Genomic DNA, 23,261 nt, shown 5'->3' with positions numbered 1-23,261 from the left:
TTTTGGTGATTTATCAATGTTGATGGTAGGTTATGCTGTACTTTGTTTCGTGGGACAGGGCTGAAATGTGGAAGGGGAAGGGGTATGAGGCGTGCCGGTGACTGATGGATGATGCGAGCAGGGAGTTTCTGCAAAGGGGACTTCTTTTTGACATTGAGATAAATGAAAAGAACGTTATTTATTCCATTGGTGCTGTTTTGGGAGAGGCCACCTTCCAGTCTCAGCCAGGCAAAGCAGTGGACGCAAAGACGTTGGCAGCCTTCAATGCCTTTGGTGAAAATGCGGAATATATCCTCGGCCATAATATCATTGAACATGATATCCTCCAGCTTAGACAGGTGTGTCCAACACTTACAGTTTTAGACAAGCCTGCAGTCGATACTCTCTATCTGTCCCCCCTTGCTTATCCGGCAAATCCATATCATCGATTGGTAAAAGACTATAAAATTGTACGGGATAGTATCAACGATCCGGTACAGGATGCAAAACTGGCAGGTTTGGTTTTTACCGAACAGTGGGAAGCTTTCCAGCACCAGCTGGCAAGAGGGGCGGAAACACCATTGTTTTATCGGAGTTTTCTGCATGATGATGAAAAACTTGCCGGAACTGCAAATGCCCTGTCTGCGATGGGTATCCCTCTGCTTACCGGCGATGACTTGTATGAGTCGTTTGCTTGGTTTGCAGGCAAGCTAGCTTGTGCTACTGCCGTTGCGCAGCTGCTGGATCAGCTTTATGAAAAAGCAATTTCCCTGCCGGTACTCGCCTATGTCACGGCCTGGTTGTCTGTTGCGGGAGGGAATTCTGTGTTGCCACCCTGGGTACGGCACCATTTTTCGCAAATTTCGCCAATACTGCACAGGTTGAGGGAAAATAATTGTGGGCAACCCTCTTGCACGTACTGTGCAACCCATCACAATCCTCATCATTTCCTTAAAAATTATTTCGGATTTGCATCCTTTCGTCCCTTGCCGGCAACCAATGAAGGCAAAAGTCTCCAGGAAGAGGTGGTAAAAGCAGGGGCTGCAAACAGTTCTCTTTTTGCCGTTTTACCCACTGGTGGTGGTAAATCGTTATGCTATTTATTACCGGGCATTATGCGCTATCAACGGCGCAACATGCTGACCATTGTTATTTCTCCATTGCAGGCCTTGATGAAGGATCAGGTCGATAATTTCAGCAAGCAGACAGGAACCAAGATAGCAGTGGCACTCTACGGCATGCTGACCATGGTTGAACGTGGTGAAGTGCTGGATTTGATCCGTCTTGGTGATGCCGGCATCCTTTACGTTTCTCCTGAACAGCTGCGCAACCGTTCGCTTATCGAGACTATTAAGCAGCGGGAGATCGGAGCGTGGGTTTTTGATGAGGCCCATTGTCTTTCAAAGTGGGGGCACGATTTCAGACCGGACTATTTTTATGCGATTCGTTTTATCAGGGAGTTTGCCGTCAAGGGAAAAACCCGGATTCCTCCAGTGCAATGCTTTACGGCAACTGCCAAACAAGATGTAAAATCGGAAATCATCGACACTGTCCAGCGTGAGCTGGGTCTGCGGATGAATCAGTTTGCAGGCGGGCATGAACGAACAAACCTGCAGTATGAAGTGTATCCGGTTGATACGTATGGCAAGCAGCAGGTTGTTTTGGAGCTGTTGCAGACCCGTTACACCGGCAGCGGGAGTGTGGTCATTTATTGTGCCACCAGGAAAAATACGGAAAAACTGGCGGAATTTCTGCAAAACAATGGCTTTACAGTTGAGGCATTTCACGCTGGATTGGATAATTCACTGAAAAAGCGACTCCAGGAGAGCTTTATTGAAGGAGAACTTCCGATAATCTGCGCGACCAATGCCTTTGGCATGGGGATAGACAAGGACGATGTTCGTCTGGTTATTCACGCCGATATTCCAGGCTCGTTGGAGAATTATTTGCAAGAGGCAGGCCGGGCGGGCCGCGACCGCCTGGAGGCCGAATGTATACTGGTTTTTGATGAACAGGATATTGAAAAGCAGTTTCAATTGGGGAGCATGTCGAGGCTGACCCGGCGCGAAATATGCCAGATGTTGCGTGGGATTCGTGCTGCTGCTAAGGGTGGGGTGGAGGTTGTTCTTACTGCTGGAGAGCTGTTGCGGCAGGAGGTTGTGGATATAGACCCGGACGAAGTTCCAGATCCCGACACCCGGGTGCGTACAGGGGTCGCATGGCTGGAGCGTGCTGGATTTCTTGAGCGCAATGAAAATAATACCAAGGTATTCCAGGGGAAACCCCGTGTTCGTAACCTGCATGAGGCTAGAGAGAAAATTGCTCAGCTGGATTTATCTGCCAGGCAGCAGGAACGGTGGCTGGCTATTGTAGGTGCGCTGATGGAGGACCAGCGAACAGATGGGTTTAGTGCCGACGAGCTGGCAAGATTGTCTCCTTTTGCAGCCGACCAACGCGACAGCAAAGATGAGACCGAGACGCAGCGTGTTATCAAAACCCTTCAGGCAATGGAAGAACACGAACTGCTCTCAAAAGAAACGATGCTCAGCGCGTATGTGCGGTACAAGGTTTCCAACAGCGCCAATGTTCATTTGCACCGGGTGTGCAAGCTTGAGCAGGATTTTTTGAATGTCCTGGAAGAACAGGCGCCCGATGTGGAACCGGGTGTTGCCCTGGTGTTAGATCTGCGTCAAGTAAATCAACAGCTGTTGGACAAGGGGTATGAGTACAGTAATCCAGAGGTGCTGCAGCGAATTCTTCATGGTCTATGCCGGGATGGAAAAGGGCTGGCTTGCGATAAAGGGAGCGTTAAAGTCAACCCTACCGGCGGGCTACGTTTTAATGTGCTTTTAAACAGGGACTGGCAATCGCTCAAGGCAACGGTGAAACTTCGGCAGCAGGCTGCACATGCTTCACTGGAACAGATTCTTGCAACAATAAACCCCTCGGAAAAAGCAAATGCCAGCCTATTGGTCGAGTTTAGTTTAGAGCAGATTATAGATAGATTGAAAAATGATCTGTTACTGCGGCCTTCGCTTAAAAATCCACTGGCAGCAGCAGAACGAGCGGTGTTGTTTATGAATGAACTGGGCGTTCTGGACCTGCAAAAGGGCCTTGCCGTCTTCAGCCAGGCAATGACTTTGCGGTTATATGCCGAGGCAAAAGGCAAGCGGTATTCAGTTGCTGATTTTGCCCCCCTGGAGACACATTACACGGAGCGTAATTTTCAGGTGCATGTGATGAATGAATATGCACGGCAGGCAATAGATAAAATCAGTACCGCCATGCGATTGGTTGCTTCTTATTTTAACGATGAAAAAGAAGAGTTTGTTAATCGGTATTTTCCTGGCAGGAAGAAGTTGCTTGAGCGGGCAACCAGTGAGCAGTCGTATCAGCGCATAGTAGATGATTTACAGAATAAGCAACAGGCAGCCATTGTGTCCGCGCCTACTGAAAGGAATATGCTGGTTTTGGCCGGGCCGGGAGCAGGGAAAACCAGAGTGGTTGTGCACCGGGTTGCCTTTTTGTTGCGGGTGAAACGAGTACAACCTCAGGCCGTTTTGGTGCTCTGTTTTAACCGCAGTGCAGTCATGAGTTTGCGTAGGAGATTGCGTGATTTGGTTGGTAATGAAATGGCCAGGGTTACAACCCTTACCTTCCATGGTCTGGCGCTTCGTTTAACCGGCAGGTCTCCTGCTGTGGCAGCAAAAGAAAACGGTGATGATGGTGCTGGTTTTTCTGAGATGATTCGGGAGGCGATCCAGCTGCTTCGAGACGAAACCGATGTGCTGGGCTTTGTAGACGGATCGCCGTGGGATACTCTTGTCGGCAAGTTCAGTCACATTCTGGTGGATGAATACCAGGATATTGATGAGGAGCAATATGAGCTTGTGTCGCTACTGACCGGGAAGATGGCCAAGGAGCATGACCGGCAAATGACCATTATGGCTGTCGGCGACGATGACCAGAATATTTATCGTTTTCGAGGCGCGAATGTGGGATTTATCCGGAGATTCCGCAAGGATTATACGGCGGAGATCCATTATCTTGTTGAAAATTACCGATCCACTGCCAATATCATTGCTGCTTCCAATTGTCTGATTGAGCGGAATGATGACCGGATGAAAACCGAGCACCCAATCAAGGTTAATCAGGCAAGAGCAAGTCTGCCTCCAGGCGGTAATGTAGGCGTAAATGACCCTGTTGGTATGGGAAAAGTGCAAGTTTTGGAGGTCGCCGATCAAAGAGCGCAGGGGTATGGTTTGCTGGAGGAGATCAAACGTCTGCAAAGTGTTGAAAGTGATTTTGATTTGGCCGGCTGTGCAATTCTGGCGCGTGAGTGGAAAGAGCTGGATGGTGTTCGTTCCATTTTTGAAGCAGAAAACCTGGATATTAATCTGTATTGGGGACGAACTGAAGGCTTTCCAACACTGACCAGGATTCGCGAGCATGCAGAGATGCTGGATTTTTTACGATGTCGTCGTCTCCAATCGTTAAAGGGGAGTGCCCTGCTTTGCTTGCTGCCGGAGACAACTGCGGACGATAATCTCTGGCATCAAAACCTAAGGGAGCTGATCAATGAGTGGATTAATGAAACTAGTGATAATGAACAGCCCGTTGCAGACATAGAAGAGTATCTGTATGAGTGCTTTGCTGATCAGAGACGTTCCAGAAACCTTGGCAACGGCATATTCTTATCGACAGTTCACTCGGTAAAAGGGTTGGAGTTCGATCATGTGTTTATGCTTGGCGAAAACTGGCAGCAAAAGCAGGGAGAGGAAATGGAGGAAGAGCGCAGGCTATATTATGTCGGCATGTCCAGGGCACGTTTTACGCTCCATCTCTTTGCAGTGCAAGGTGTTTTCAATCCCCATGTTGCGGTGCTGGAGGGACATTTTTTATTGCGGAGAAAATTGTTTCCGACTTTGCGGGACAAGTCTACTGAGAAACGATATGTGGTGCTGGGGATGAAAGATGTCTTTATCGATTTTGCCGGAGTGAAACAGGAAAATCACCCGTCCAGAAGGGCTGTGGAGAAGTTGGAAGTGGGGGCACGGTTGCAACCGGTTTTACAGGATATGCAGATAGAGCTGCTGGATAAAGACAATATACCTGTTGCTCGTCTCGCTCAATCTGCGCGAGATAAGTGGTGTGAGCGTTTGCACCAGGTTCAGGAGGTGAGAGTGGTTGCTGTTGTTAAGCGTTATAGAGAGGAGATCGCTGATCCTGCATTTAAGGCGAGGTGCAAGGGCGAAACCTGGGAAGTTCCGGTGGTTGAATTCTGCTATGTAGGAAACCGACAAATGTGTTGGTGAACTTGCAGGGAAGCTACATCCAGGCATGAAAAGAGAGGCGTGTACAATTTTTAACCCTGATTTTTCATCAGAAATTCAGGTTGGGCAGCTTGTTTGTTATTGTCTTAGGGCCGCTTTTTTTCAGCTGCTCTTTGTTGAAGCTCAAGAATAAAGAGGCGGCCGTAGTCACAAGCTGCCACAAAACTGAGCAGGGTGGCAGCCCAAAGTATTGGTGCCATACCCTCGGTTGTAAGTGACAGGGTGAGCAGTACTGTAAACTGAGCGGCTGTTGCCGTTTTTCCAGACCATCGTGCTTCCATTTTTTGAAAAGATTTCCACGATCTGATACAGGCGGCATACAGCGCTGTAAACGCGACTAGGATATCGCGCATCACAAGCAGAGGCACCCACCAGAAGGAAAACCTGCCACTACCGGCGAGGGTGAGCAGGGCAATGAGGACGAACAGCTTGTCGGCAACGGCGTCCATAATTCCACCCAGCCAGCTCTGCACTTGCCAGCGTCTGGCAAGCCACCCATCAAGGATATCGCTACCTCCGCCTATGAGGATCAGCCAAAACCAATATGCTGCCGGAAAAAAAAGGAAAAAAGCAGCAAGGGCAAGCCGGAGCGATGAAAGCAAGTTAGGGATAAAACGTATGTATCTGTTTGTCATAGAACCACTCCATGGCATGTCTGCAATTAACACTGCGATAATGAAGGAATCGCCTGTGGTGCTGGGGCGGAACATACAGGTATCGTTTTTTTACTTGCAGGGCACCACAGCTGGCTGTTGACCTATAATGGCAATTTTGTCATCTTGTTAATTGATATTCTTAGCTTTTTTTCGTCATTTGTGCAAGTGACACTATTTGCGCGATTATTTTACAGCAGATCCCGTCGGATGAAGAACAAGGGGAAACGCAAAGGAGGATGTGAGTGAGGCGCAGGGGGGGCACGTTACCAGAGTTGCCAGCTGCCGGTAAGAGCAATATATGCTGCAAGGGAAAGGTTGGTAGTTCCATGGGCAACAATGCAGGCAATCAAGTCTTTTTGTTTGATCAGTAAAAAAGACATTAACAAGCCATAAGCGATCGCTGCCGGCCACTCAGGTATCCCGTGTCCGATCATGAAGACCAGGGTGGAGATGATAACCGCCATCCATGACCACTCTCCAGGTTTAAGGTCGTTGATGGAACGTTCGTGGAGAGCTGTGTAGAGGGGATCATCAATTTTCTCCCTGCGGCATTGGTCCCACTGAAGGGCCAGACGAAACGCAAAACCACGAATCATAAGCTCTTCAAACACAGGAACAAGCAAGCCCGCAGAGACTACACGTAAGGCAAAACCGCCGGCTGACCAGGGGGTTGCTTCTGCAGCTTCAGTAAAAGGAAGAAGGAGGAGAATCCACGCGGCGCAACCTACTATGCCGAAAACTCCTCCTTGCAGCATTGATGATAAAAAGGACTTGCTTCCGCCAAGCGGGATGTACCAGCGCCAGCCCCAGATAAGCAGGCCTGTTGCAGCTATAATACGAAGAATATAATTTATCTCATCGGAAACAACATCGCCGAGCAGTGAAGCAATGATCACATACGCAAAATAGGGTGCTGCGTACGGAAGCAGTAGACTGCGGTTTTCAATCATTGTTGATCAGGTGTGTCTTCGGGAGCATCATCAGCGCTGTTACGTACCTTTTTTTTTTCTTTTTCAGCATAAAGTTTTTCCCGTTTACGGGTACGGATAAAATCAATCACAGCCCAAGGGAGCAGGATCCCACCTGCAATTCTGTTGAACAAGAGATGTTCCTGCATGTTTGGGTCAGTCGACAACCAGCCGTCATAGAGGCACCATAGTCCAAAAAATGCTAGAATAGCGGGGAATACAAATGGGCCAATCTCAGGTGGTTTTACTTTAGGAGCCATATTTTGCCCTTGGTGAATTTAAACGGGATTATTGTATGGGGAAATTATGCAATAATTGTACTGGTTTTATAGCATGTGTCTGTTTTGTGCCACAATCCACTCTGTGGGAGAGAGACAGGGTGTTCTTGGGAGGTCTTAAAGACGTTTTCGTCATTTTTTCACATAAAATCGGAAAATATTTTCCGGTTTTTCGCTTTAAAATAAAGAGGATAGTTAGCATTAGTCTTATTTCATACATTGTTGCTATTCAGCAGCACTTCAACTCTCCACTCTCTGCCCGACCAGCATATCGATGGGTCGAAGTCGGAGTTTATCAGCTATTGGGTCAACCTGTGGCCATTTGGAGCACTGCTGAAAAATTACAGCTCGGGGGAGATTGACAGTTTTTCGATATTCGCTGAATGGTTACTGTACATTTATGCTACTGTAAGACAAGAAAGTCTGCAACCACCCCTGGTATGATATTTTATGAGTTTATCCATTTTCAGGTGAACAACTCCATGAAATCAAAAAAAACGCACATCCATTTACCACTGCATATTGTTATTGCTGCATTTTTCACCACGCTGATCATCATCTTTGGCTCCATCCTGGGGTGGTACAACTATAAAGAAACAGCAGAGCTGTTACTCGACGCTTCTCAAGAGGTATTCAATCAGGTGAATAAGGAGTTAAGCCTGGATTACATTGGAACATATAAGCCTGTTGCAACTGCAGTTCTCATCATCAGCAACACCGATTTAGTTGAGGCTGAAACCCTTGATGAACGCTTACTTTATCTGCCTATGTTACAAGCAACGCTGCAGGAAGCACCACATCTATCAGGGCTTGAGGTTGGATACCCCAATGGAGACTATTTTATTGTTCGTCCTTTGAACTTTGAATATATGCGTACCCGTTTTCATGCACCTGACATGGCCGCACTGGTGGTAGATAATGTACATACAGCAACTGACGGTGTCAGATATCAACAACGGTTCTGGTACAATCAATCATTGCAGGAACTGCAGCGAACCGGTTTGGAGAAAACCGCCTATGATCCACGCGTTCGTCCCTGGTATACCATTGCTCGTGATGATAAAAAGGTGCACAGTACAGATCCTTATTTGTTTCATTTTATAGATCAGGTCGGATTTACAATCTCTTATAAATCCCTACCCTCAGGCGCTGTCGTAGCCGGGGATGTGACCCTGATTCAGCTTTCTGAAACCTTGGCCGGCCACAAAATGACAGAACATTCGGAGATCGTGATTTTATCAGAAGACGGTTTTGTGGTTGCCTACCAAGATTCTCAAATGCTGCAAAAAAAATCCAATGACAAAGAGCATGCGTTGCCCAGGGTAGAAGAACTACAGAGCGATGTGTTGTCCTATGCCAAGCAGACAGTTAATTTTGACGACCAGGTTGTGGACTTTGCTTTTCAGGGTGAACGTTGGTTGGGAGGAATCCGCGAGCTGGATAACCTACTCGAGAGTTCCGGGTATTATCTGGCTATGCTCTCCCCTGAAAAAGAGTTAATGGCCGAGGCGATACGTATTCAAATGAGAGGAGCCTTGATCATTCTGGTTCTTATTATTATCACCGGTCCGATTTCGCTGGTAATGGCAAGATTGATTGCAACTCCACTACGTAGGCTTGCCGTCCGAGCGAAAAGAATCAGTAATTTTGATTTTTCTCTGCAGGATGCCGAAGGTTCCACTGTGATAGAGGTTGATGAGCTTTCCAAAGTAATGAGTTTGATGCAGACAACTATCAGCCAGTTTACTCTGCTGATCAACTCTTTGGCCAGCGAACAAGATTTTGACGCTCTGTTGGCAATTATTACCAGTGAAAGCCTTCATATATGTAAGGCGGATGCTGCTGTCACTTATCTTGTCAATGAAGCCGGTAATCAATTGGTGCCAGGAACGATTTATGATCGACAAGGGAGTTGTCAGGAGTGTGAAGGGGTAAAAGGTATTTCTCTCTCCAAGCAATCAGCCATGGCAAAAGTGCTGCGCACAGGCAATTTGGAAATCCGAACTGTGGATGCTGATGAAAGCGGAGAATTTGCGCCGGTTTTTTCGAATATTTCAGCTCCGTCAATGGATGTATTCATGCTTCCTCTTCGCAACAGGCAAAAAGAAGGCGTAGGCGTGTTGTGTATCTGTTACGGAAGGACAGACGAGCAGAACGTTTCTATTGAAAAAGATCAAGTAGCCTTTGCTGAAGCAATTTCAGGATTTGCAGCAGTGACATTGGAGAGCCGCAAGATGTTGAAAATGCAAAAGCAACTACTCGATTCATTTATTGTGCTTCTTGCCGGTGCTATTGATGCCAAGTCTCCCTATACAGGGGGGCATTGTCAGAGGGTGCCGGTGTTGACCAAACTGCTGGCACAAAAAGCCTGTGAATGCAGCGTTGGTACTTTTGCCGATTTCACTATGGACGCCGAACAGTGGGAGGCATTGCATATAGCCACCTGGCTTCATGATTGCGGCAAGGTAACCACGCCTGAGTATGTTGTCGATAAGGCAACAAAACTTGAAACCATTTACGATAGAATTCATGAAATACGGATGCGATTTGAAGTGTTGAAAAGGGATGCTCATATAGAGTATTGGGAGCAAGTTCACGCTGGGGGGAATAAGGAGCTTCTTTATCAGAATTTAGAGGAGCAGTGGCAGGTTCTTGATAAAGAATTTGCTTTTGTTGCCGGATGCAATCTCGGCGGTGAATTTTTTGCAAACGAGGATAAAGAGCGGTTGCAGAAAATAGCAGGCCGTAAGTGGCAGCGCACCATAGATGACCGAATTGGTATCAGCTGGGAAGAACTACAGCGTAAGGAACGGACCAGAGCTTCACTTTTACCGGTAACTGAATACCTGCTTGCAGACAAGGAAGAGCATATTGTTGAGCGAACCAAAAACCAGAAAATATGCAAGGAGGATGATTGTGGTTTTGTGGTGAAAACTCCGAAGTACCTTTATAATAGAGGTGAACTCTATAACCTTTCGGTGAAACGAGGAACGCTGACCAACGAGGAACGCTACAAGATTAATGATCATATCGTGCAGACCATTATCATGTTGAAAAAACTTCCTTATCCAAAACACCTGCAGGATGTCCCCGATATAGCTGGTGGACACCATGAAAAGATGGATGGCACAGGTTACCCTCGTCAGTTGGACTCGAGCCAATTGTCTGTTCCTGCAAAAATGATGGCTATCGCAGATATTTTTGAGGCGCTTACAGCATCGGATCGGCCATATAAAAAAGCAAAAAAATTAAGTGAAGTAATACAGATAATGAGCACCATGGAACAGGAAAAACATATTGATTCGAATTTGTTCAAACTGTTTCTTGCCAGTGGCGCTTATAAGGAATATGCAGATAAGTATCTCCTGCCTGAACAGATTGATTCTGTGGACCTGCAGAAATATGTAAAAACTGGGAATGCGTAAATGCAAACGCCCGGCTTTTGCCGGGCGTTTGTATGAGGATTGCTCGCTGTTATTTCATAACAGGTATCGGTCTTTTTTCTTTGTTGATGTATTTAACAAATACCGGGAAGGCGACAAAAAAGGATACACAGATCAGGTATTCAATGCCTTTGATATGGGTGTAATAATCAACCAGAGTGTGCAATGGCTTCATCATGCCTGTTGCCAGCATGTATTGCCGCATTAGCTCGCTGACCTGCCAGTTAACTTGATTCAAGGCTCCTATAAAGGCTGCAGAGACCCAAAGCATAAGTAAAGCGCTGGAAGCAAGTATTATACCTGTGGTTAATTTTCTTGTTTTAGCTGTTGTTGCCATTTTTCGTTTCTCCTGTGAACTATTGTTGAGTCAAGATAGATTGTTGAGTCAAGGTCGATGTATTATCCAAAGATTGCAGTTATGTAACCCCTGATCAGGTTACCGGTTCCACTGCTTGCCAATCCGCCAACAAGACAGGCAAGTGCCCAGATTCCAACCAAGCCTGCCATGGTCATCACAGTGATCAGTGAGAATTTTGAGGTTTCTTGAGTAACGTTTACCTTGGTTTCATGGTTTTTCAGAACTTGCGTTGTCATGATTTTTTCCTCAATGTTTATGGGCTATTATATGGCCTTTCTTGTTTTCTTTACTTTTTATTTTGCATATGTGGTGCCAATGTTAGAAACGCACTAGTAAAAAGGCAAGTTTCTGTTCAATATGTTGAAAATATTGCAATAATTTTCTCTTGTGGTTTTAAGTGAAGGGGTGAGCAGTATGCTTCGATAGTGTTGCATGCTACAGTTTGAACGACAGCTGTGTTGCAGCAATGTGTGGTATTTTAGTATGTGTTGCACAAGTGTGGCGAAAGCCCACGCTGCCTCTTGTTGTCCTCTATTTGTCAGAAAAGAGAGGAGAAATATTTTTTTAAAGGAAATGCTATGCGCTGTCGTGGAGAAAAACCACTTGTTTGGTTACAGTTACCGATCGATAGGCAAGTTGGCAACTTTCTTGTGTCAAACTTAAACGTATGAACCTGAATTTAGGTTTAGAATAGTGTTTTTTTGAGGGGGGAATTAATTTCAGGCTCATACAGTTATAGATCATGAGATACAATATTTAACAAAATGTTCACCGAAGGTTAGTACATGCGTCACCATCTTTTTCGGCATTTAGTATTTCTGCAGTAAATGGTAATCGAAGAATCCGGTAGTCTGCTGTGATTCACTACCAAAAAATTGGAACCCGGCACCACCTGACCTGATGAGACATCAGGGGGAGGCGGGCAAAATGTCAGAGAGTGGCATGAAAGTGATGGGGTGAAAAATAGAAAAGCGGAGTGCATAAAACATAAATACCCGGCCGAAGCCGGGTATTTATAAGAGAAGGTGTTCCTTTTACTTCATAACTGAACAGGAACAGGTCTTTTTTCTTTGTTGATGTATTTGACGAATACCGGGAAGGCAACGAAAAAGGATACACAGATCAGGTATTCAATGCCTTTGATATGGGTATAATAATCGACCAGAGTATGTAAAGGTTTCATCGTGCCTGTTGCCAGCATGTATTGCCGCATAAGCTCGCCAACTTGCCAGTTAACTTGATTCAAGGCTCCTATAAAGGCTGCTGAGACCCAAAGCATAAGTAAAGCGCTGGAAGCAAGCATTATACCTGTGGTCATTTTTCTTGTTTTACTTGTTGTAGCCATTTTTCGTTTCTCCTGTGAACTATTGTTGAATCAAGATAGATTGTTGAGTCAAAATCGATGTGTTATCCAAAGATTGCTGTGATGTAACCTTTGATCAGATTACCGGTACCACTGCTTGCCAATCCGCCAACAAGACAGGCAAGTGCCCAGATTCCAACCAAGCTTGCCATGGTCATCACAGTGATCAGTGAGAATTTTGAGGTTTCCTGAGTAATGTTTACTTTGGTTTCATGTTTTCTGAGAACTTGAGTTGTCATGGCTTTTTCCTCTATGTTTATGGGCTCTTATCTGGTTTTTTGTTTTCTTTACCCTTGACTTTGCATCTGTGATGCCAAAATGAAATAGACGGCCGGGTAAAAGTAAATATTCGTGTAATATGCTGAAAATATAAGAATAATTTTTGTGGATGGGCTTGGGCGAAAGGGGTGAGTCTATGCTGCGCTAGTGTTGCATGCTACAGTTTGGACAACAACTATGTTGCAATAAAGTGTTGCTCTATAGAGCGTGCCGCACAAATGTAGTGAAGGGGTGGAAACCTTTCTTGTCCTGTAACTGTCAGTAAAGATGAGGGAAAATGTTTTTGGTGGAAAGGTTAAATTCTTTTGTAACTTGTAGTTAGCGAAGATCTACAAACCGTCAATCTATTCCGAACTGTAATTGCCCTAGAGTCGTCCACTTCGGAGGATGGTGTTACAGTGCATCTTTCCTCCAAGCAGGCTGGGTACATGTAGAGTGTCTTGAAAGCGTAGAAAACTCGTTCAGATTCGAGAGGAGTCAGGAATTTTACAACAGGCGTGCCGCTACTGTCGTGCTCTACGCTTATCTGTTTTGCTACCAGAAACTTTGAACCAGGCACTACCAGACCTGATAAGACATCAGGGGGAGTCGAGCCAAATATCAGAGAGTGGTATGAAAGTGATGGGTTGAAAAATGGAAAAAGTGGAGGGGGTAAAACAAAAATACCCGGCCGAAGCCGGGTATTTGCAAGGGAAGGTGCTGCTTTTACTTCATAACAGGAACAGGTCTTTTTTCTTTGTTGATGTATTTGACGAATACCGGAAAGGCAACGAAAAAGGATACACAGATCAGGTATTCAATGCCTTTGATATGGGTGTAATAATCGACCAGAGTGTGTAACGGTTTCATCATGCCTGTTGCCAGCATGTATTGCCGCATAAGCTCACTGACTTGCCAATTAACCTGATTCAAGGCTCCTATAAAAGCTGCTGCGACCCAAAGCATGAGTAAAGCACTGGAAGCAAGCATGATACCGGCTGTCATTTTTTTTGTTGTAGCCATTTTTCGTTTCTCCTGTGAACTATTGTTGAATCAAGATAGATTGTTGGGTCAAAATCGATGTATTATCCAAAAATTGCTGTGATGTAACCCCTGATCAGATTACCGGTACCGCTGCTTATCAATCCACCAACAAGACAGGCAAGTGCCCAGATTCCAACCAAGCTTGCCATCGTCATCACTGCGATGAGTGAAAATTTTGAGGTTTCCTGAGTAACGTTTACTTTGGTTTCATGTTTTTTGAGCACTTGAGTTGTCATGGCTTGTTCCTCTATCTTTATGGGCTGTTAGATGCTAATCGTTTTCTTTACCTATGATTTTGCATCTGAGGTGCCAAAATAGAAAAAAGAGAGAAAAAAGGGCTGTTAACCTGTAACATGCTGGAAATTTGAATTAAATTTCTCTTTTAGGCTGAGGATGGTAGGGGGCGCGCCTACAACATTTATGAGGTACACTACAGGTCGCGCAGCAACAGTGTTGCAATAAAGTGTGGCAACAGCTGCTGCTGTAAGCTGTCTGTCCTGTAACTGTCAGTAAGGAAGGGATAAACTCAAGGTATGGGGAAGAAGTTCTTTTTTACCGTGAAGAGTAAGGTCACCATGGTTTTGTTGCATTAATTGTGTGCAGTAGTCAAGAGATGGCCAAATTGGGTGATTTTGAAGGGTTGCGATATCCCATGATTTGGCGGAGTTAGTGTACTGGATAGAGAGTTGTTGCTTCTCTGGATCTTGGGAACAGGCGATTGAGATCGATTTCTTGTTCGCGGAGGCATCCTGTAGCAGAGACGTTCTTCCGAGTTGGAGAATGGTAAGTGTTATCAGCCAAAGGGTATTAATCGGTGTTTTAATGGTACAGTCGTTTGGACAATCGATAAGTAATTCAATGGACTCGCTCTGTAGAGGTTTTGTAAAAACTGCTGAAATTCCCTTTATAAATGTATTGAGCGTAGTGCCTGTTCCTGTGCTTTGATATTTACCTCCTGCGAGCAGCATGTTTGCCGCAAGTCTGGCTATTTTTTTCTCCTCCACCAGCATGTTGTCGAGAATTTTTATAGCTTCTGGTCGAGTCTTGACCTGTTCTGAGAGGTCGATTAATTGCTGCGTATAGTTGATTGTTCCATTTATAAGGTTGGTAATGCTGCTGGCGAACTCGTTGCAGACAGCTCCGGAAGCGGTATAGCAGTAACGTTGAAAGTGTTGTGGGGCCGTTATGGCTTCCGGCTGTGTCAGTAATTCCTGTTGTCGATTGGCAAAAGAAAAAGTGTGATTGAGCATGGTGGACAGGAACTCAAGATACTCAGGCGGAAAGGTATCCGTTAAAGGACTATAAATGGCGATGACAATTTTGGGGGTACCATTGTTCAGTAATGGAAAGGATATGCTGGTACCGACTTGGTGGTATTGATCGTCAAAGTCCCCAAGTTCAACAGGGAAAGAGGAAATGTTAAACTGCTGCTCAACAAGGTGTTCTTTTTGTAAACTCTGCCAGACCGGCTGAAAGATATGACCATCTTTCTCGCAATGTACAAGGCTTTCTTTAAGCGCTTGGAGGCATACTTTTCGGGAGACACTACTCTCACTGCAGCATAGGGGGAGCAGGATATTTTTTTCGTCATGAACACCTATCCAGACAAAGGTGAAATCAGGGTTGGTGATCAATGCATCACATATTTTTTGCTGTAACTGGGTCGTTGTTACTTGGGCACCAATGGAAACCGCCAACGGCTTGAGAGAAAGGACGACGTTTGATAAACGTTCCTGGGTGGTCATAACATTGGAAACTTTGCAAGTAAGGTCATCCAGGGTGTATTTGGCTTTTTCTTTGTGTAATGATTCCTGCTGGTCTTGGTTAAAGGAAACATTGACGAGACGGACCAGCGAAGGGCCGATATAACGGCTCAGGGTGTAAAGTAAGGTGCAGCTGAGAACGAAAAAGAGACCAAGAATACCGATAATGATATTGTGCAGTCCCTGGAGAATAGCCTGGGTATAATCACTAAGCGATATGCGAAAGCTTTGCAGCCGGTTGTTGATGGTATTGAGTTGCTGAATGAGGGAAATCTTTTTTTCTCTTAGTACGGCAGGGTTATCCTGCATCATTTGTAAGTCGGCAACAAGAGCGACATAATCTTCTCTGGAAGCGAGACCATTTTTAAGGGAATCGGCAACCAGGGTATTTGTTTTCAACTCGCCGGTCATGGCATTAAGTTGTTCAAATTTCTCGCTAACTCTCGAAACATTGACTTGATTAGTGCCGCCAACCAGTGATTCGCTTAAATATTTCTGGAGTGCGGTGAATTCGAACAATAATTTATCACTGGTAGCTACGGCATTGGTGCATTGACTATAGAGTATATATTGACGGGAACCCAGAACAAGTACTCCCAGCAGAAGTATAAGGATGCAGCCGGTGAGAATAGGGAAAATCCTTTTTATCGGTAATGAGGAAAAAAAAGAATAAAACATGCTTGAAGTGTTTCCAGCGCTTCCGCGTAGTTTGAGTTAAAGGCAATCTTGAAAGCTTTTTTTCGATCTTTGTTCAGCGTTTTTACGTACAGCGGCACCTATGCGTAGACTTGAGCATAATTCATATGCCTGTAGTCAAAAAATGTCTAGGTTTTGATTAAAAAAAGACTCAAGATATCCAAAAGAATAAGCCCGGAACAGTGATTGTCTGTTCCGGGCTCTAGTATTTACTTCGATGATTCGTACATTATTTGTCGCCCTTCCATTCATACAGAATTGGAAGCCGGTACAGGATAAAGCGATAGACCATGAAGTATATAGCAAAGATCGTACATGTTACCCACACTTCTTGCCAGCGAGGTACTTCCTGGTATAATTGCCAGTTAAAGCCGATAAGAGCGGTATTGAGACGGTTCCAAATAATCCCAAGTACGCTTATAAAGGCTGCCAGGCGAACCAGGTTAGGCAAATAGTTTTTGACGCCGATGGTAAACAGGAAAAACGGCAAAATGACGCCAACAGCTATTTCCAGCATAAAGTAATTGCCCCAACCGGTCAAAAGGTAGGCCCATTCATTGTCATGGGCGATTCCAACCACCTTGATCACCAGATAGGTGATGATGGCATAAGAGCACCCCTTGCCAAGTTTTACCGTCAAGTCATCTATATTGTTGAGGAATCGTTCGTCACATCTCCAGGTCATGAATCGTTTACACAGCGTGCTGACAACTATAACCATTGAGAGGCCTGCAAAAATTGCTGAACAGAAGAAATGTATCCAGATAAAGTTAGTTGAGAGCCACAGGGGGTGAACTTTCGTCGGCGCATAGGTGAACAAGGCTCCTAGCGCACCCTGATGCAAGGTGGAGAGAATAATACCGGCAATGGTCAACCCTATAGTAATGGACTTGATAAATCGTTTTCCTTTGAGCCAGCCTATCCATTCGAAATAGGCGGGCAGGATTTCCGCTATCTGTACCGAGAGATAAGTAGCAACATGCCACGCAACTAAAAAGAGGACGGCTGCGGGCCCCAGAGAGACAAACATTGGATAGGGCAAGCGCCAGGGCATGCCAAGGTCAACTTCCAGATAGACAACAGCAAAAAAATAGCCAAGCAGGCCGTTGAGCAACGCAAGTCTTTCGATGGGTACAAAGTCCTTACGGCCAAATATTTCAACGGTGGTGCCCAGTAAAAAACCGGAAGCGGAAAGAGGGACCATGCCAAACAGGCCGAAACCAAGGAAAAGGCCCCAAGGATAATCATTTGAGCTATGGGTGACGGTATCCAGTCCAAAAAGGTAACGGATTATAATTAATGGAATGCCGACCCCGAGCAGGACAAACAGAAACCAGTTAACCGGGTTTCTTTTCAGCATTGTTTTATATTCTTCAGGGCTTAATCCCAGGAGAATTTTTTCTTTAATTAACCATAAGGTACCATCATTGCGGTTATGGTCCACAATAGGTATCTCTTGGGATGTTTGGGCCATTTTTTTCATTTTTCTGTCTCCCCCTCTGTCTGCTGCTGTTTTTTAATGCCATCTTTCCGTGTTGCCAGGAGATGTATTCCTGCAAACAGGGCGGGCCAAATTGTTAACACCATGGGTACAATAGCAAGGAAATCCTTTACAAAATTAAGGATAGGTTCCTTGGGAACTGAAGTGTCAAAGCCTACTTTTTCAAAATCAACTGGAGAGAGATACATCCATGCCGTTCCTCCTGCCTCGTGTTCACCGTAAATATGGTCAACATACTGATCCTTGTTTTCGCGGATACGTTGGTGGCCGATTCGGATGAGTTCTTTACGGTGGCCGAATGTAAGGGCTTCCTGAGGACAGGCCTCTACACATGCAGGAGGCTGACCGTTTTTGAGGCGTGTATCGTAACAAAAGATACATTTCATGATACGGGGGTTAAAAGCGCTGGAATACCTGAAGGCAGGAATGTAAAATGGACAGGCCACCATGCAGGTTCTGCAGCCTACGCATACTGATGCGTCATAAATTACAGCTCCTTCAGGTGTTTTGGTATACGCATTAACAAAACAAGAAGTCAGGCAAGCAGGCTCCTGACAATGGTTACATTGAATTTTCCGAAACAGGGGATGGTCTATTTCCGGGACATCGTATCTGTTGACCACTGTATACCGCGTTTCATCGGTTCGCCGTTTTTGGCCGTGGTGCATTTCGTCAAAGACCGAAAAGTCGTTGAAGGGTTTCTCAGGTGCGGGAAGATTTTGTTCTTCATTACATGCAGCCTCGCAGCTTCTGCAGCCGACACATCGTGACAGGTCGACCAGGACACCCATGGATTCGGGATAACCTTCAAAATCCTTGGCCATAGCCTTTTGGGAGCGACCTACGGATACGGCAGCTGCAGATCCAGCCAGACTTCCTTTGAGAAAGGTTCTGCGATTAAGTAACTTTTTCATTGTTCATTACCACTGGTTGTATTTTCAGGACATCGCCTGCTCATTATTCATGTGCGTCTTTTTTTGAGCCTGCCTTAGGCGGGACAATTGATACCTGAAACTGTTTTTTGCCTTTTTCCGTCATGGCATGGCAGTCCTGGCATCCTGTTGGTCCATCTACTTCTTCATGACAGCCAACGCAGTTGAGGTGATAGGCACCCTTTAACCCAGGTTTGTCTATGTGGTAAAGATCGGGATTGCTTCTTTCCTTAAGGTCTTGAGGAGAAAACCTTTCAGCGCTGTGGCATTCACCGCAGGATATGCTGTCTGTTTCTTCAGACGTGGCATGGCAGCGCAGGCAGTTGGGATCTACAGGCTGCTGACCGGTTGTATGATGATGGCATTCAACACATTCCGCTGCATCTACGTGCATCGCATGATCAAAGGTGACAGGCTCGTAGAGGTCTGAGAGCGCATCCAGTTCTACAACCTCTGGAGCATCTTCGGCGTCTAAGGCAAATGATTGGTTGGGGTACAGGGCACCAATAGCCATCATTATCATGATGGATAGTGTTGCCATGAGTGTACTGCGCATTGTGGTTCCTCCTGCTTTTTTTGATAAATATACAATCAAGAAGTTGACGATTAACTCCTCTTTCCTGACAGCTCTAGTTCAACCTTCCTCTCTCTTACGTAACTGCGAAAGACAATATCCACCTCTTCCGCATCCATGGTTTCATTGATGAGAAGAGCTTCTGCAAATTTATGGAGAAATTTATTGTGCTTGCGGAGAATTTTTTCTGCTTCTTCGTAGCACTCAGAAATAACGGAAGTTATTTCATTATCAATTTTTTCGGCAGTCACTTCGCTGTAAGGTTTACTGCTGCCGGCATGGCTGAGAAAACTTTCGTTTTCCATACGATATGAGATTGGGCCAATGGAGGAGCTCATGCCCCATTCGCAAACCAGCCGGGTGGCAATTTCGGTTGCCATGGTAATATCGTTACTCGCGCCGGTTGTCAGCCGATTGAAAACAAGCGTTTCTGCGACTCTGCCACCGAGAAGGGTTTTTATTCGGTTAACCAGATATTCTCGTGAGTAGGTGTGTTGATCGTCAAGGGGGAGATGTTGAGTGAGCCCCATGGCTCTTCCGCGAGGAATGATGGTAATTTTGTGAAGGGGGTCGGTTTCCTCAAGCATCATGCCGACAATCGCATGACCGGCTTCGTGGTAAGCAGTAACACGACGGTTTTGTTCAGAGACAACAATACTTTTTTGTTCAAGGCCCATAATGATTTTGTCTTTTGCTTCTTCAAAATCAATTAATTCAACCTTCTTTTTGTTTTTTCTTCCGGCCATGAGTGCAGCCTCATTGACCAGATTGGCAATTTCCGCCCCACTAAACCCTGGAACTGAACGAGCAATGGCGGCCAGGTCAATGCTCTTGTCCATGGCAATTTGTTGTGCGTGTACACCAAGAATTTTGGTTCGCCCTTTTACATCGGGCAGAGCAATGGTGATCTGCCTATCAAATCTTCCCGGCCTCATTAAGGCAGGGTCGAGGATGTCTGGTCGATTGGTTGCTGCAACAACAATGACAGCTTTGTCCGAGCTGAATCCGTCCATCTCAACCAGGAGTGCATTGAGGGTCTGTTCGCGTTCGTCATTGGCTCCGGTGGCTGTATTGCCGGATCTTTTACCGCCGATGGCGTCTATTTCATCGATGAATATGATGCAAGGAGCACTTCTTTTTGCCTCGGCGAAAAGGTCACGTACCCTTGATGCGCCAACACCGACAAACATTTCAACAAAATCAGATCCTCCTAAAGAGAAAAAAGATACCGATGCTTCTCCGGCAATTGCTTTGGCAAGCAAGGTCTTTCCTGTACCCGGAGCGCCTTGAAGTAAAACCCCCTTAGGGATTTTGGCGCCTAGTCGGCTATATTTTTCGGGTTGTTTGAGGAATTCGACTATTTCAAGAAGTTCCACTTTGGCCTCGGAAATCCCGGCAACATCGCGAAAAGTGACTCGATCGCTTTTTACTGGAGTAAAACGGGAATGCCGGCCAAGATTAAATGCAGAAGAGCTGCCCGAGGATTTCCTTTTAAATACAAGCCAGGCACCGTAAAGCATACTCATGGGAAGAAGGAACTTGAAAAAAGTGACAATTCCTTTTTCTGCTTCAGGCTCAGCGGATATATGAATATTTTTTTCGAGAAGTTGAGGCAGGAGTGAGGCGACGTCCGGTGCGTAGGAACTGAATTTTTTTCCTGAAGCATACTCTCCGGTTACTTGAGAACCACGCAGATGAACGTTGATGATTTCGCCTTGCTGCAGGGAGGTAATAAATTCAGTGTAGGTTTGCTCTGGAGGCGTTATTTCGCGAAGGTAGACGTTGTATCCAAGAAGAATAACGCATGCGATGGTAAAGATGAGGAGGCCAAGCTGTATTTGGTTTTTCATCAAGATTGTCTGCCTTCATACCCTCCCTGTTTGTATATATACAAGGAACAGGGATCGATGGTTATTTTCTTCACACGGTAGTTTTGATGCCTGACCGCGAAACATTTTTATGCTTGAAGTAGAATGGCGGTCGTATGGCTGAACGTTAGAACTTGGACAACTGTTGCACAGGCAATGCCACAGCGTGGAAAACTGTGGTTTTTTTTGTTAACTATATTAAAACATTGAATATTTTTTTTAGCTGGCAAGGCGGCAGCTTCCACTGCACTGTAGTTTAGTTGTCTTTTTATCTTGCTGAAATTAGGTCTTTATACCTGATGTGGTTTTGTGTTGAAGAAGCTTAAGAGAGTGAGAGCGGTGATGCGGAATGAAGAGGAGAGAGTATGCACTGCTGCAACATAAGTGTTGTTTTTACAACACTTATGTTGCAGCACATGTGTGGCATCTCTACATGTCCAGTCGGGAAAGGTCCAGGTTGAATTCTTTGATTTTGCGATACAACGTGGTGCGATCAATCTGGAGCAGCCGTGCTGCTTTAGCCTTGTTGCCGCCGGTTTTCTTTAAAGCAAGCATGATTCGATCTGCTGCTGAGAGGTCTGAGTCTGGAAAAGCCGGTTGAATATTTTGCGGCGCAGGTTCCTGCTCAGGCAGTGTAGGTTCATGAGCTATAGTTGCCTGGTCTGAGTAATCAACAATTTCCGGAGGTAACTCAGTGGTCGAGATAGATGGCCCTTCACAGAGAACACATGCTCTTTCAATTACATTTTTGAGTTCTCGTACGTTGCCTGGCCAGGGGTAATTATATAGTTTTTCCAGAGCCTGGTCGGAAATGCCGTTGATGGATTTAGAAATTTTGGGAGCAATTTTTTCGATAAAATAATTAGCCAGCAGGGTAATGTCGTTCCCTCGTTCCCTGAGGGCAGGGAGCATGACATCTATCACGCGCAGCCTGAAATAGAGGTCCTCCCGAAACTCGCCTTTATTCACTTTTTCCTTAAGATCCACGTTAGTAGCGGTAATGACCCGTACGTCTACTGTTATGGGGGTGTCTTGGCCGACAGGATAAAATGTGCTTTCCTGGAGAAAACGGAGCAGTCGAAGTTGCATCATGTGTGAGATGTCGCCGATTTCGTCGAGAAACAGTGTGCCGCCGTCAGCCTGAAGGATTCTGCCCATCCGGTCACGATCAGCTCCGGTAAAAGACCCTTTTCGATGGCCAAAAAGTTCGCTTTCGAGCAGATTCTCGGGAATTGCAGTGCAGTCAACTTTAATAAGAGGCCTGTTTTTGCGATGGCTTTCTTGATGGAGTGCTTCTGCTGCAAGTTCTTTTCCTGTCCCTGATTCGCCGGTAATAAGGGCGGTAAGGTCAACCCTTCCCACATTCTCAATCATTGTGTATGCAGCCTGCATTACATCGCTTTCGCCAATAAAGCGGTGGAAGGAGCTCCTTCTTGCGCTCGCTATCGACTCCGGATTGGACATGTCCCGAATAACAACCACTATTCCGTCTGGGCTTCCGGCAGCTCCCTGCAGGGGTGCTGTACACACACTCAGTACTTTCACCTGGTTGCTTGTGGTGTGACACTCTTGCCGGTGCTGGGTAATTTCCACACCGCTTTTCAAGACCTTGAGCAAGTCATTTTTGAACGGTTCGTATTCTTTTTTTGCACACAGGGCGGCAATGGTTGAATTGTCAACCGGGCCTGTATGCAGCTCGTTAAAAAGGAGTCGTGCTGCCGGATTCATGTCCATAATCCGAAGATTTGCATCAACTGTAATAATGCAGTCAGTCACACTTTTAAAAACAGTTTCGAGAAAGACTCGGTACCTTTCTTTTTCCTGCTCTACCGCTTTTTTTTCCTGCTCAAGTTGTTGTTGTTTAAGGGCCAGGCGAGCAATTTTAAGGAGCGTGTCCTTTTCGACCGGTTTGGGGATATAGTCAAAGGCTCCGAGTCGAACAGCCTCGGCAGCTGTTTCTACGTTGGGGTACCCTGTAATCATAACAACCGGGCAATCAATATTTTTCTCTCTGATGGAACGTAAAAAGTCGATTCCGGAATGACTGCCAAGCACTATGTCGCTGATAATAAGATCAAAATTGTATTTGTCTAGTTCACTGATTGCTTCATCGTATGACTGGGCGGTAACAACAGGTGCATACCCTTGGTTTCGTAGGAAAAATTGAAAAGTGTCGCGCAGGCTTTCTTCGTCATCGACCACCAGAATGGCTGTCTGCTGTTGTGTTTGCTTCTCAAGCATTGAGTG

The 23,261-nt window shown here is 45.7% G+C and carries 17 protein-coding genes; 2 read left to right on the top strand and 15 right to left on the bottom strand.

The genetic code is table 11. The annotated features are described in order from the left end of the window. Positions 1-104 precede the first annotated feature (104 nt). Positions 105-5,294 (top strand): RecQ family ATP-dependent DNA helicase, encoded by a 5,190-nt coding sequence (locus JWH17_RS08135; RefSeq protein WP_205222100.1) that lies wholly within the window; start codon positions 105-107, stop codon positions 5,292-5,294. A gap of 104 nt (positions 5,295-5,398) precedes the next feature. Here JWH17_RS08135 and JWH17_RS08130 read toward each other — a convergent pair whose 3' ends face one another. The 3 genes from JWH17_RS08130 to JWH17_RS08120 form a co-directional block, all read right to left on the bottom strand. Further along, complete coding sequence (locus JWH17_RS08130) at positions 5,399-5,947, bottom strand: CDP-alcohol phosphatidyltransferase family protein (protein ID WP_205222099.1); 549 nt, start codon at positions 5,945-5,947, stop codon at positions 5,399-5,401. A 284-nt stretch (positions 5,948-6,231) separates the two neighbouring features. Then, complete coding sequence (locus JWH17_RS08125; RefSeq protein ID WP_205222098.1) at positions 6,232-6,918, bottom strand: CPBP family glutamic-type intramembrane protease; 687 nt, start codon at positions 6,916-6,918, stop codon at positions 6,232-6,234. Continuing rightward, positions 6,915-7,196, bottom strand: coding sequence for a hypothetical protein (locus JWH17_RS08120; protein ID WP_205222097.1), 282 nt, complete (start codon positions 7,194-7,196; stop codon positions 6,915-6,917). The genes JWH17_RS08125 and JWH17_RS08120 overlap by 4 nt, the downstream gene beginning before the upstream one ends. Positions 7,197-7,696: 500 nt before the next feature. On the opposite strand from JWH17_RS08120, the gene JWH17_RS23705 reads away from it, so the two are divergent. After that, positions 7,697-10,639, top strand: coding sequence for an HD domain-containing phosphohydrolase (locus JWH17_RS23705; RefSeq protein ID WP_232370980.1), 2,943 nt, complete (start codon positions 7,697-7,699; stop codon positions 10,637-10,639). 49 nt (positions 10,640-10,688) lie between these two features. Here the strand turns inward: JWH17_RS23705 and JWH17_RS08110 are convergent, their stop codons facing one another. The 12 genes from JWH17_RS08110 to JWH17_RS08055 form a co-directional block, all read right to left on the bottom strand. Further along, positions 10,689-10,994 (bottom strand): hypothetical protein, encoded by a 306-nt coding sequence (locus tag JWH17_RS08110; RefSeq protein WP_205222096.1) that lies wholly within the window; start codon positions 10,992-10,994, stop codon positions 10,689-10,691. 62 nt (positions 10,995-11,056) lie between these two features. Continuing rightward, on the bottom strand, positions 11,057-11,251 hold the full coding sequence (locus JWH17_RS08105) for a hypothetical protein (protein ID WP_205222095.1): 195 nt from the start codon (positions 11,249-11,251) through the stop codon (positions 11,057-11,059). A gap of 803 nt (positions 11,252-12,054) precedes the next feature. Then, on the bottom strand, positions 12,055-12,360 hold the full coding sequence (locus tag JWH17_RS08100; protein WP_205222094.1) for a hypothetical protein: 306 nt from the start codon (positions 12,358-12,360) through the stop codon (positions 12,055-12,057). Positions 12,361-12,422: 62 nt separating this feature from the next. Beyond that, entirely contained in the window at positions 12,423-12,617 is a 195-nt protein-coding gene (locus JWH17_RS08095; protein ID WP_205222093.1) for a hypothetical protein, read from the bottom strand. A gap of 745 nt (positions 12,618-13,362) precedes the next feature. Then, positions 13,363-13,659: a hypothetical protein gene (locus JWH17_RS08090; RefSeq protein ID WP_205222092.1), complete on the bottom strand. Its 297-nt coding sequence runs from the start codon at positions 13,657-13,659 to the stop codon at positions 13,363-13,365. A 62-nt stretch (positions 13,660-13,721) separates the two neighbouring features. Then, positions 13,722-13,916, bottom strand: coding sequence for a hypothetical protein (locus JWH17_RS08085; protein WP_205222091.1), 195 nt, complete (start codon positions 13,914-13,916; stop codon positions 13,722-13,724). 270 nt (positions 13,917-14,186) lie between these two features. Continuing rightward, complete coding sequence (locus JWH17_RS08080) at positions 14,187-16,121, bottom strand: GAF domain-containing protein (protein WP_205222090.1); 1,935 nt, start codon at positions 16,119-16,121, stop codon at positions 14,187-14,189. A gap of 247 nt (positions 16,122-16,368) precedes the next feature. Beyond that, the gene (locus JWH17_RS08075) at positions 16,369-17,622 is read right to left on the bottom strand and encodes a polysulfide reductase NrfD family protein (RefSeq protein WP_205222089.1); all 1,254 of its coding nucleotides are present in this window, start codon (positions 17,620-17,622) and stop codon (positions 16,369-16,371) included. Next, positions 17,619-18,554, bottom strand: a complete 936-nt coding sequence (locus tag JWH17_RS08070) for a 4Fe-4S dicluster domain-containing protein (protein WP_205222088.1) — start codon at positions 18,552-18,554, stop codon at positions 17,619-17,621. Before JWH17_RS08070 ends, JWH17_RS08075 begins: the two co-directional genes overlap by 4 nt. Before the next feature lie 43 nt (positions 18,555-18,597). Beyond that, on the bottom strand, positions 18,598-19,128 hold the full coding sequence (locus tag JWH17_RS08065) for a cytochrome c3 family protein (protein ID WP_205222087.1): 531 nt from the start codon (positions 19,126-19,128) through the stop codon (positions 18,598-18,600). Between the two features lie 50 nt (positions 19,129-19,178). Continuing rightward, entirely contained in the window at positions 19,179-20,996 is a 1,818-nt protein-coding gene (gene ftsH / locus JWH17_RS08060) for an ATP-dependent zinc metalloprotease FtsH (RefSeq protein ID WP_205222086.1), read from the bottom strand. A 447-nt stretch (positions 20,997-21,443) separates the two neighbouring features. Beyond that, positions 21,444-23,255 (bottom strand): sigma-54 dependent transcriptional regulator, encoded by a 1,812-nt coding sequence (locus JWH17_RS08055; RefSeq protein WP_205222085.1) that lies wholly within the window; start codon positions 23,253-23,255, stop codon positions 21,444-21,446. Positions 23,256-23,261 lie beyond the last annotated feature (6 nt).

This window comes from Desulfogranum marinum, from assembly GCF_016918565.1.
In the GTDB taxonomy this organism is placed as follows: Bacteria; Desulfobacterota; Desulfobulbia; order Desulfobulbales; family Desulfobulbaceae; genus Desulfogranum; species Desulfogranum marinum.
The sequence above is the reverse complement of the archived record's forward strand: the minus strand, read 5'-3'. Positions and strand labels throughout refer to the sequence as shown.

Bases quoted from the DNA above. Each gene is read 5' to 3' on its own strand.
- JWH17_RS08135 (WP_205222100.1), top strand. From the start codon at position 105: ATGGATGATGCGAGCAGGGAGTTTCTGCAAAGGGGACTTCTTTTTGAC.
- JWH17_RS08130 (WP_205222099.1), bottom strand. From the start codon at position 5,947: ATGACAAACAGATACATACGTTTTATCCCTAACTTGCTTTCATCGCTC.
- JWH17_RS08125 (WP_205222098.1), bottom strand. From the start codon at position 6,918: ATGATTGAAAACCGCAGTCTACTGCTTCCGTACGCAGCACCCTATTTT.
- JWH17_RS08120 (WP_205222097.1), bottom strand. From the start codon at position 7,196: ATGGCTCCTAAAGTAAAACCACCTGAGATTGGCCCATTTGTATTCCCC.
- JWH17_RS23705 (WP_232370980.1), top strand. From the start codon at position 7,697: ATGAAATCAAAAAAAACGCACATCCATTTACCACTGCATATTGTTATT.
- JWH17_RS08110 (WP_205222096.1), bottom strand. From the start codon at position 10,994: ATGGCAACAACAGCTAAAACAAGAAAATTAACCACAGGTATAATACTT.
- JWH17_RS08105 (WP_205222095.1), bottom strand. From the start codon at position 11,251: ATGACAACGCAAGTTCTGAAAAACCATGAAACCAAGGTAAACGTTACT.
- JWH17_RS08100 (WP_205222094.1), bottom strand. From the start codon at position 12,360: ATGGCTACAACAAGTAAAACAAGAAAAATGACCACAGGTATAATGCTT.
- JWH17_RS08095 (WP_205222093.1), bottom strand. From the start codon at position 12,617: ATGACAACTCAAGTTCTCAGAAAACATGAAACCAAAGTAAACATTACT.
- JWH17_RS08090 (WP_205222092.1), bottom strand. From the start codon at position 13,659: ATGGCTACAACAAAAAAAATGACAGCCGGTATCATGCTTGCTTCCAGT.
- JWH17_RS08085 (WP_205222091.1), bottom strand. From the start codon at position 13,916: ATGACAACTCAAGTGCTCAAAAAACATGAAACCAAAGTAAACGTTACT.
- JWH17_RS08080 (WP_205222090.1), bottom strand. From the start codon at position 16,121: ATGTTTTATTCTTTTTTTTCCTCATTACCGATAAAAAGGATTTTCCCT.
- JWH17_RS08075 (WP_205222089.1), bottom strand. From the start codon at position 17,622: ATGAAAAAAATGGCCCAAACATCCCAAGAGATACCTATTGTGGACCAT.
- JWH17_RS08070 (WP_205222088.1), bottom strand. From the start codon at position 18,554: ATGAAAAAGTTACTTAATCGCAGAACCTTTCTCAAAGGAAGTCTGGCT.
- JWH17_RS08065 (WP_205222087.1), bottom strand. From the start codon at position 19,128: ATGCGCAGTACACTCATGGCAACACTATCCATCATGATAATGATGGCT.
- ftsH (WP_205222086.1), bottom strand. From the start codon at position 20,996: ATGAAAAACCAAATACAGCTTGGCCTCCTCATCTTTACCATCGCATGC.
- JWH17_RS08055 (WP_205222085.1), bottom strand. From the start codon at position 23,255: ATGCTTGAGAAGCAAACACAACAGCAGACAGCCATTCTGGTGGTCGAT.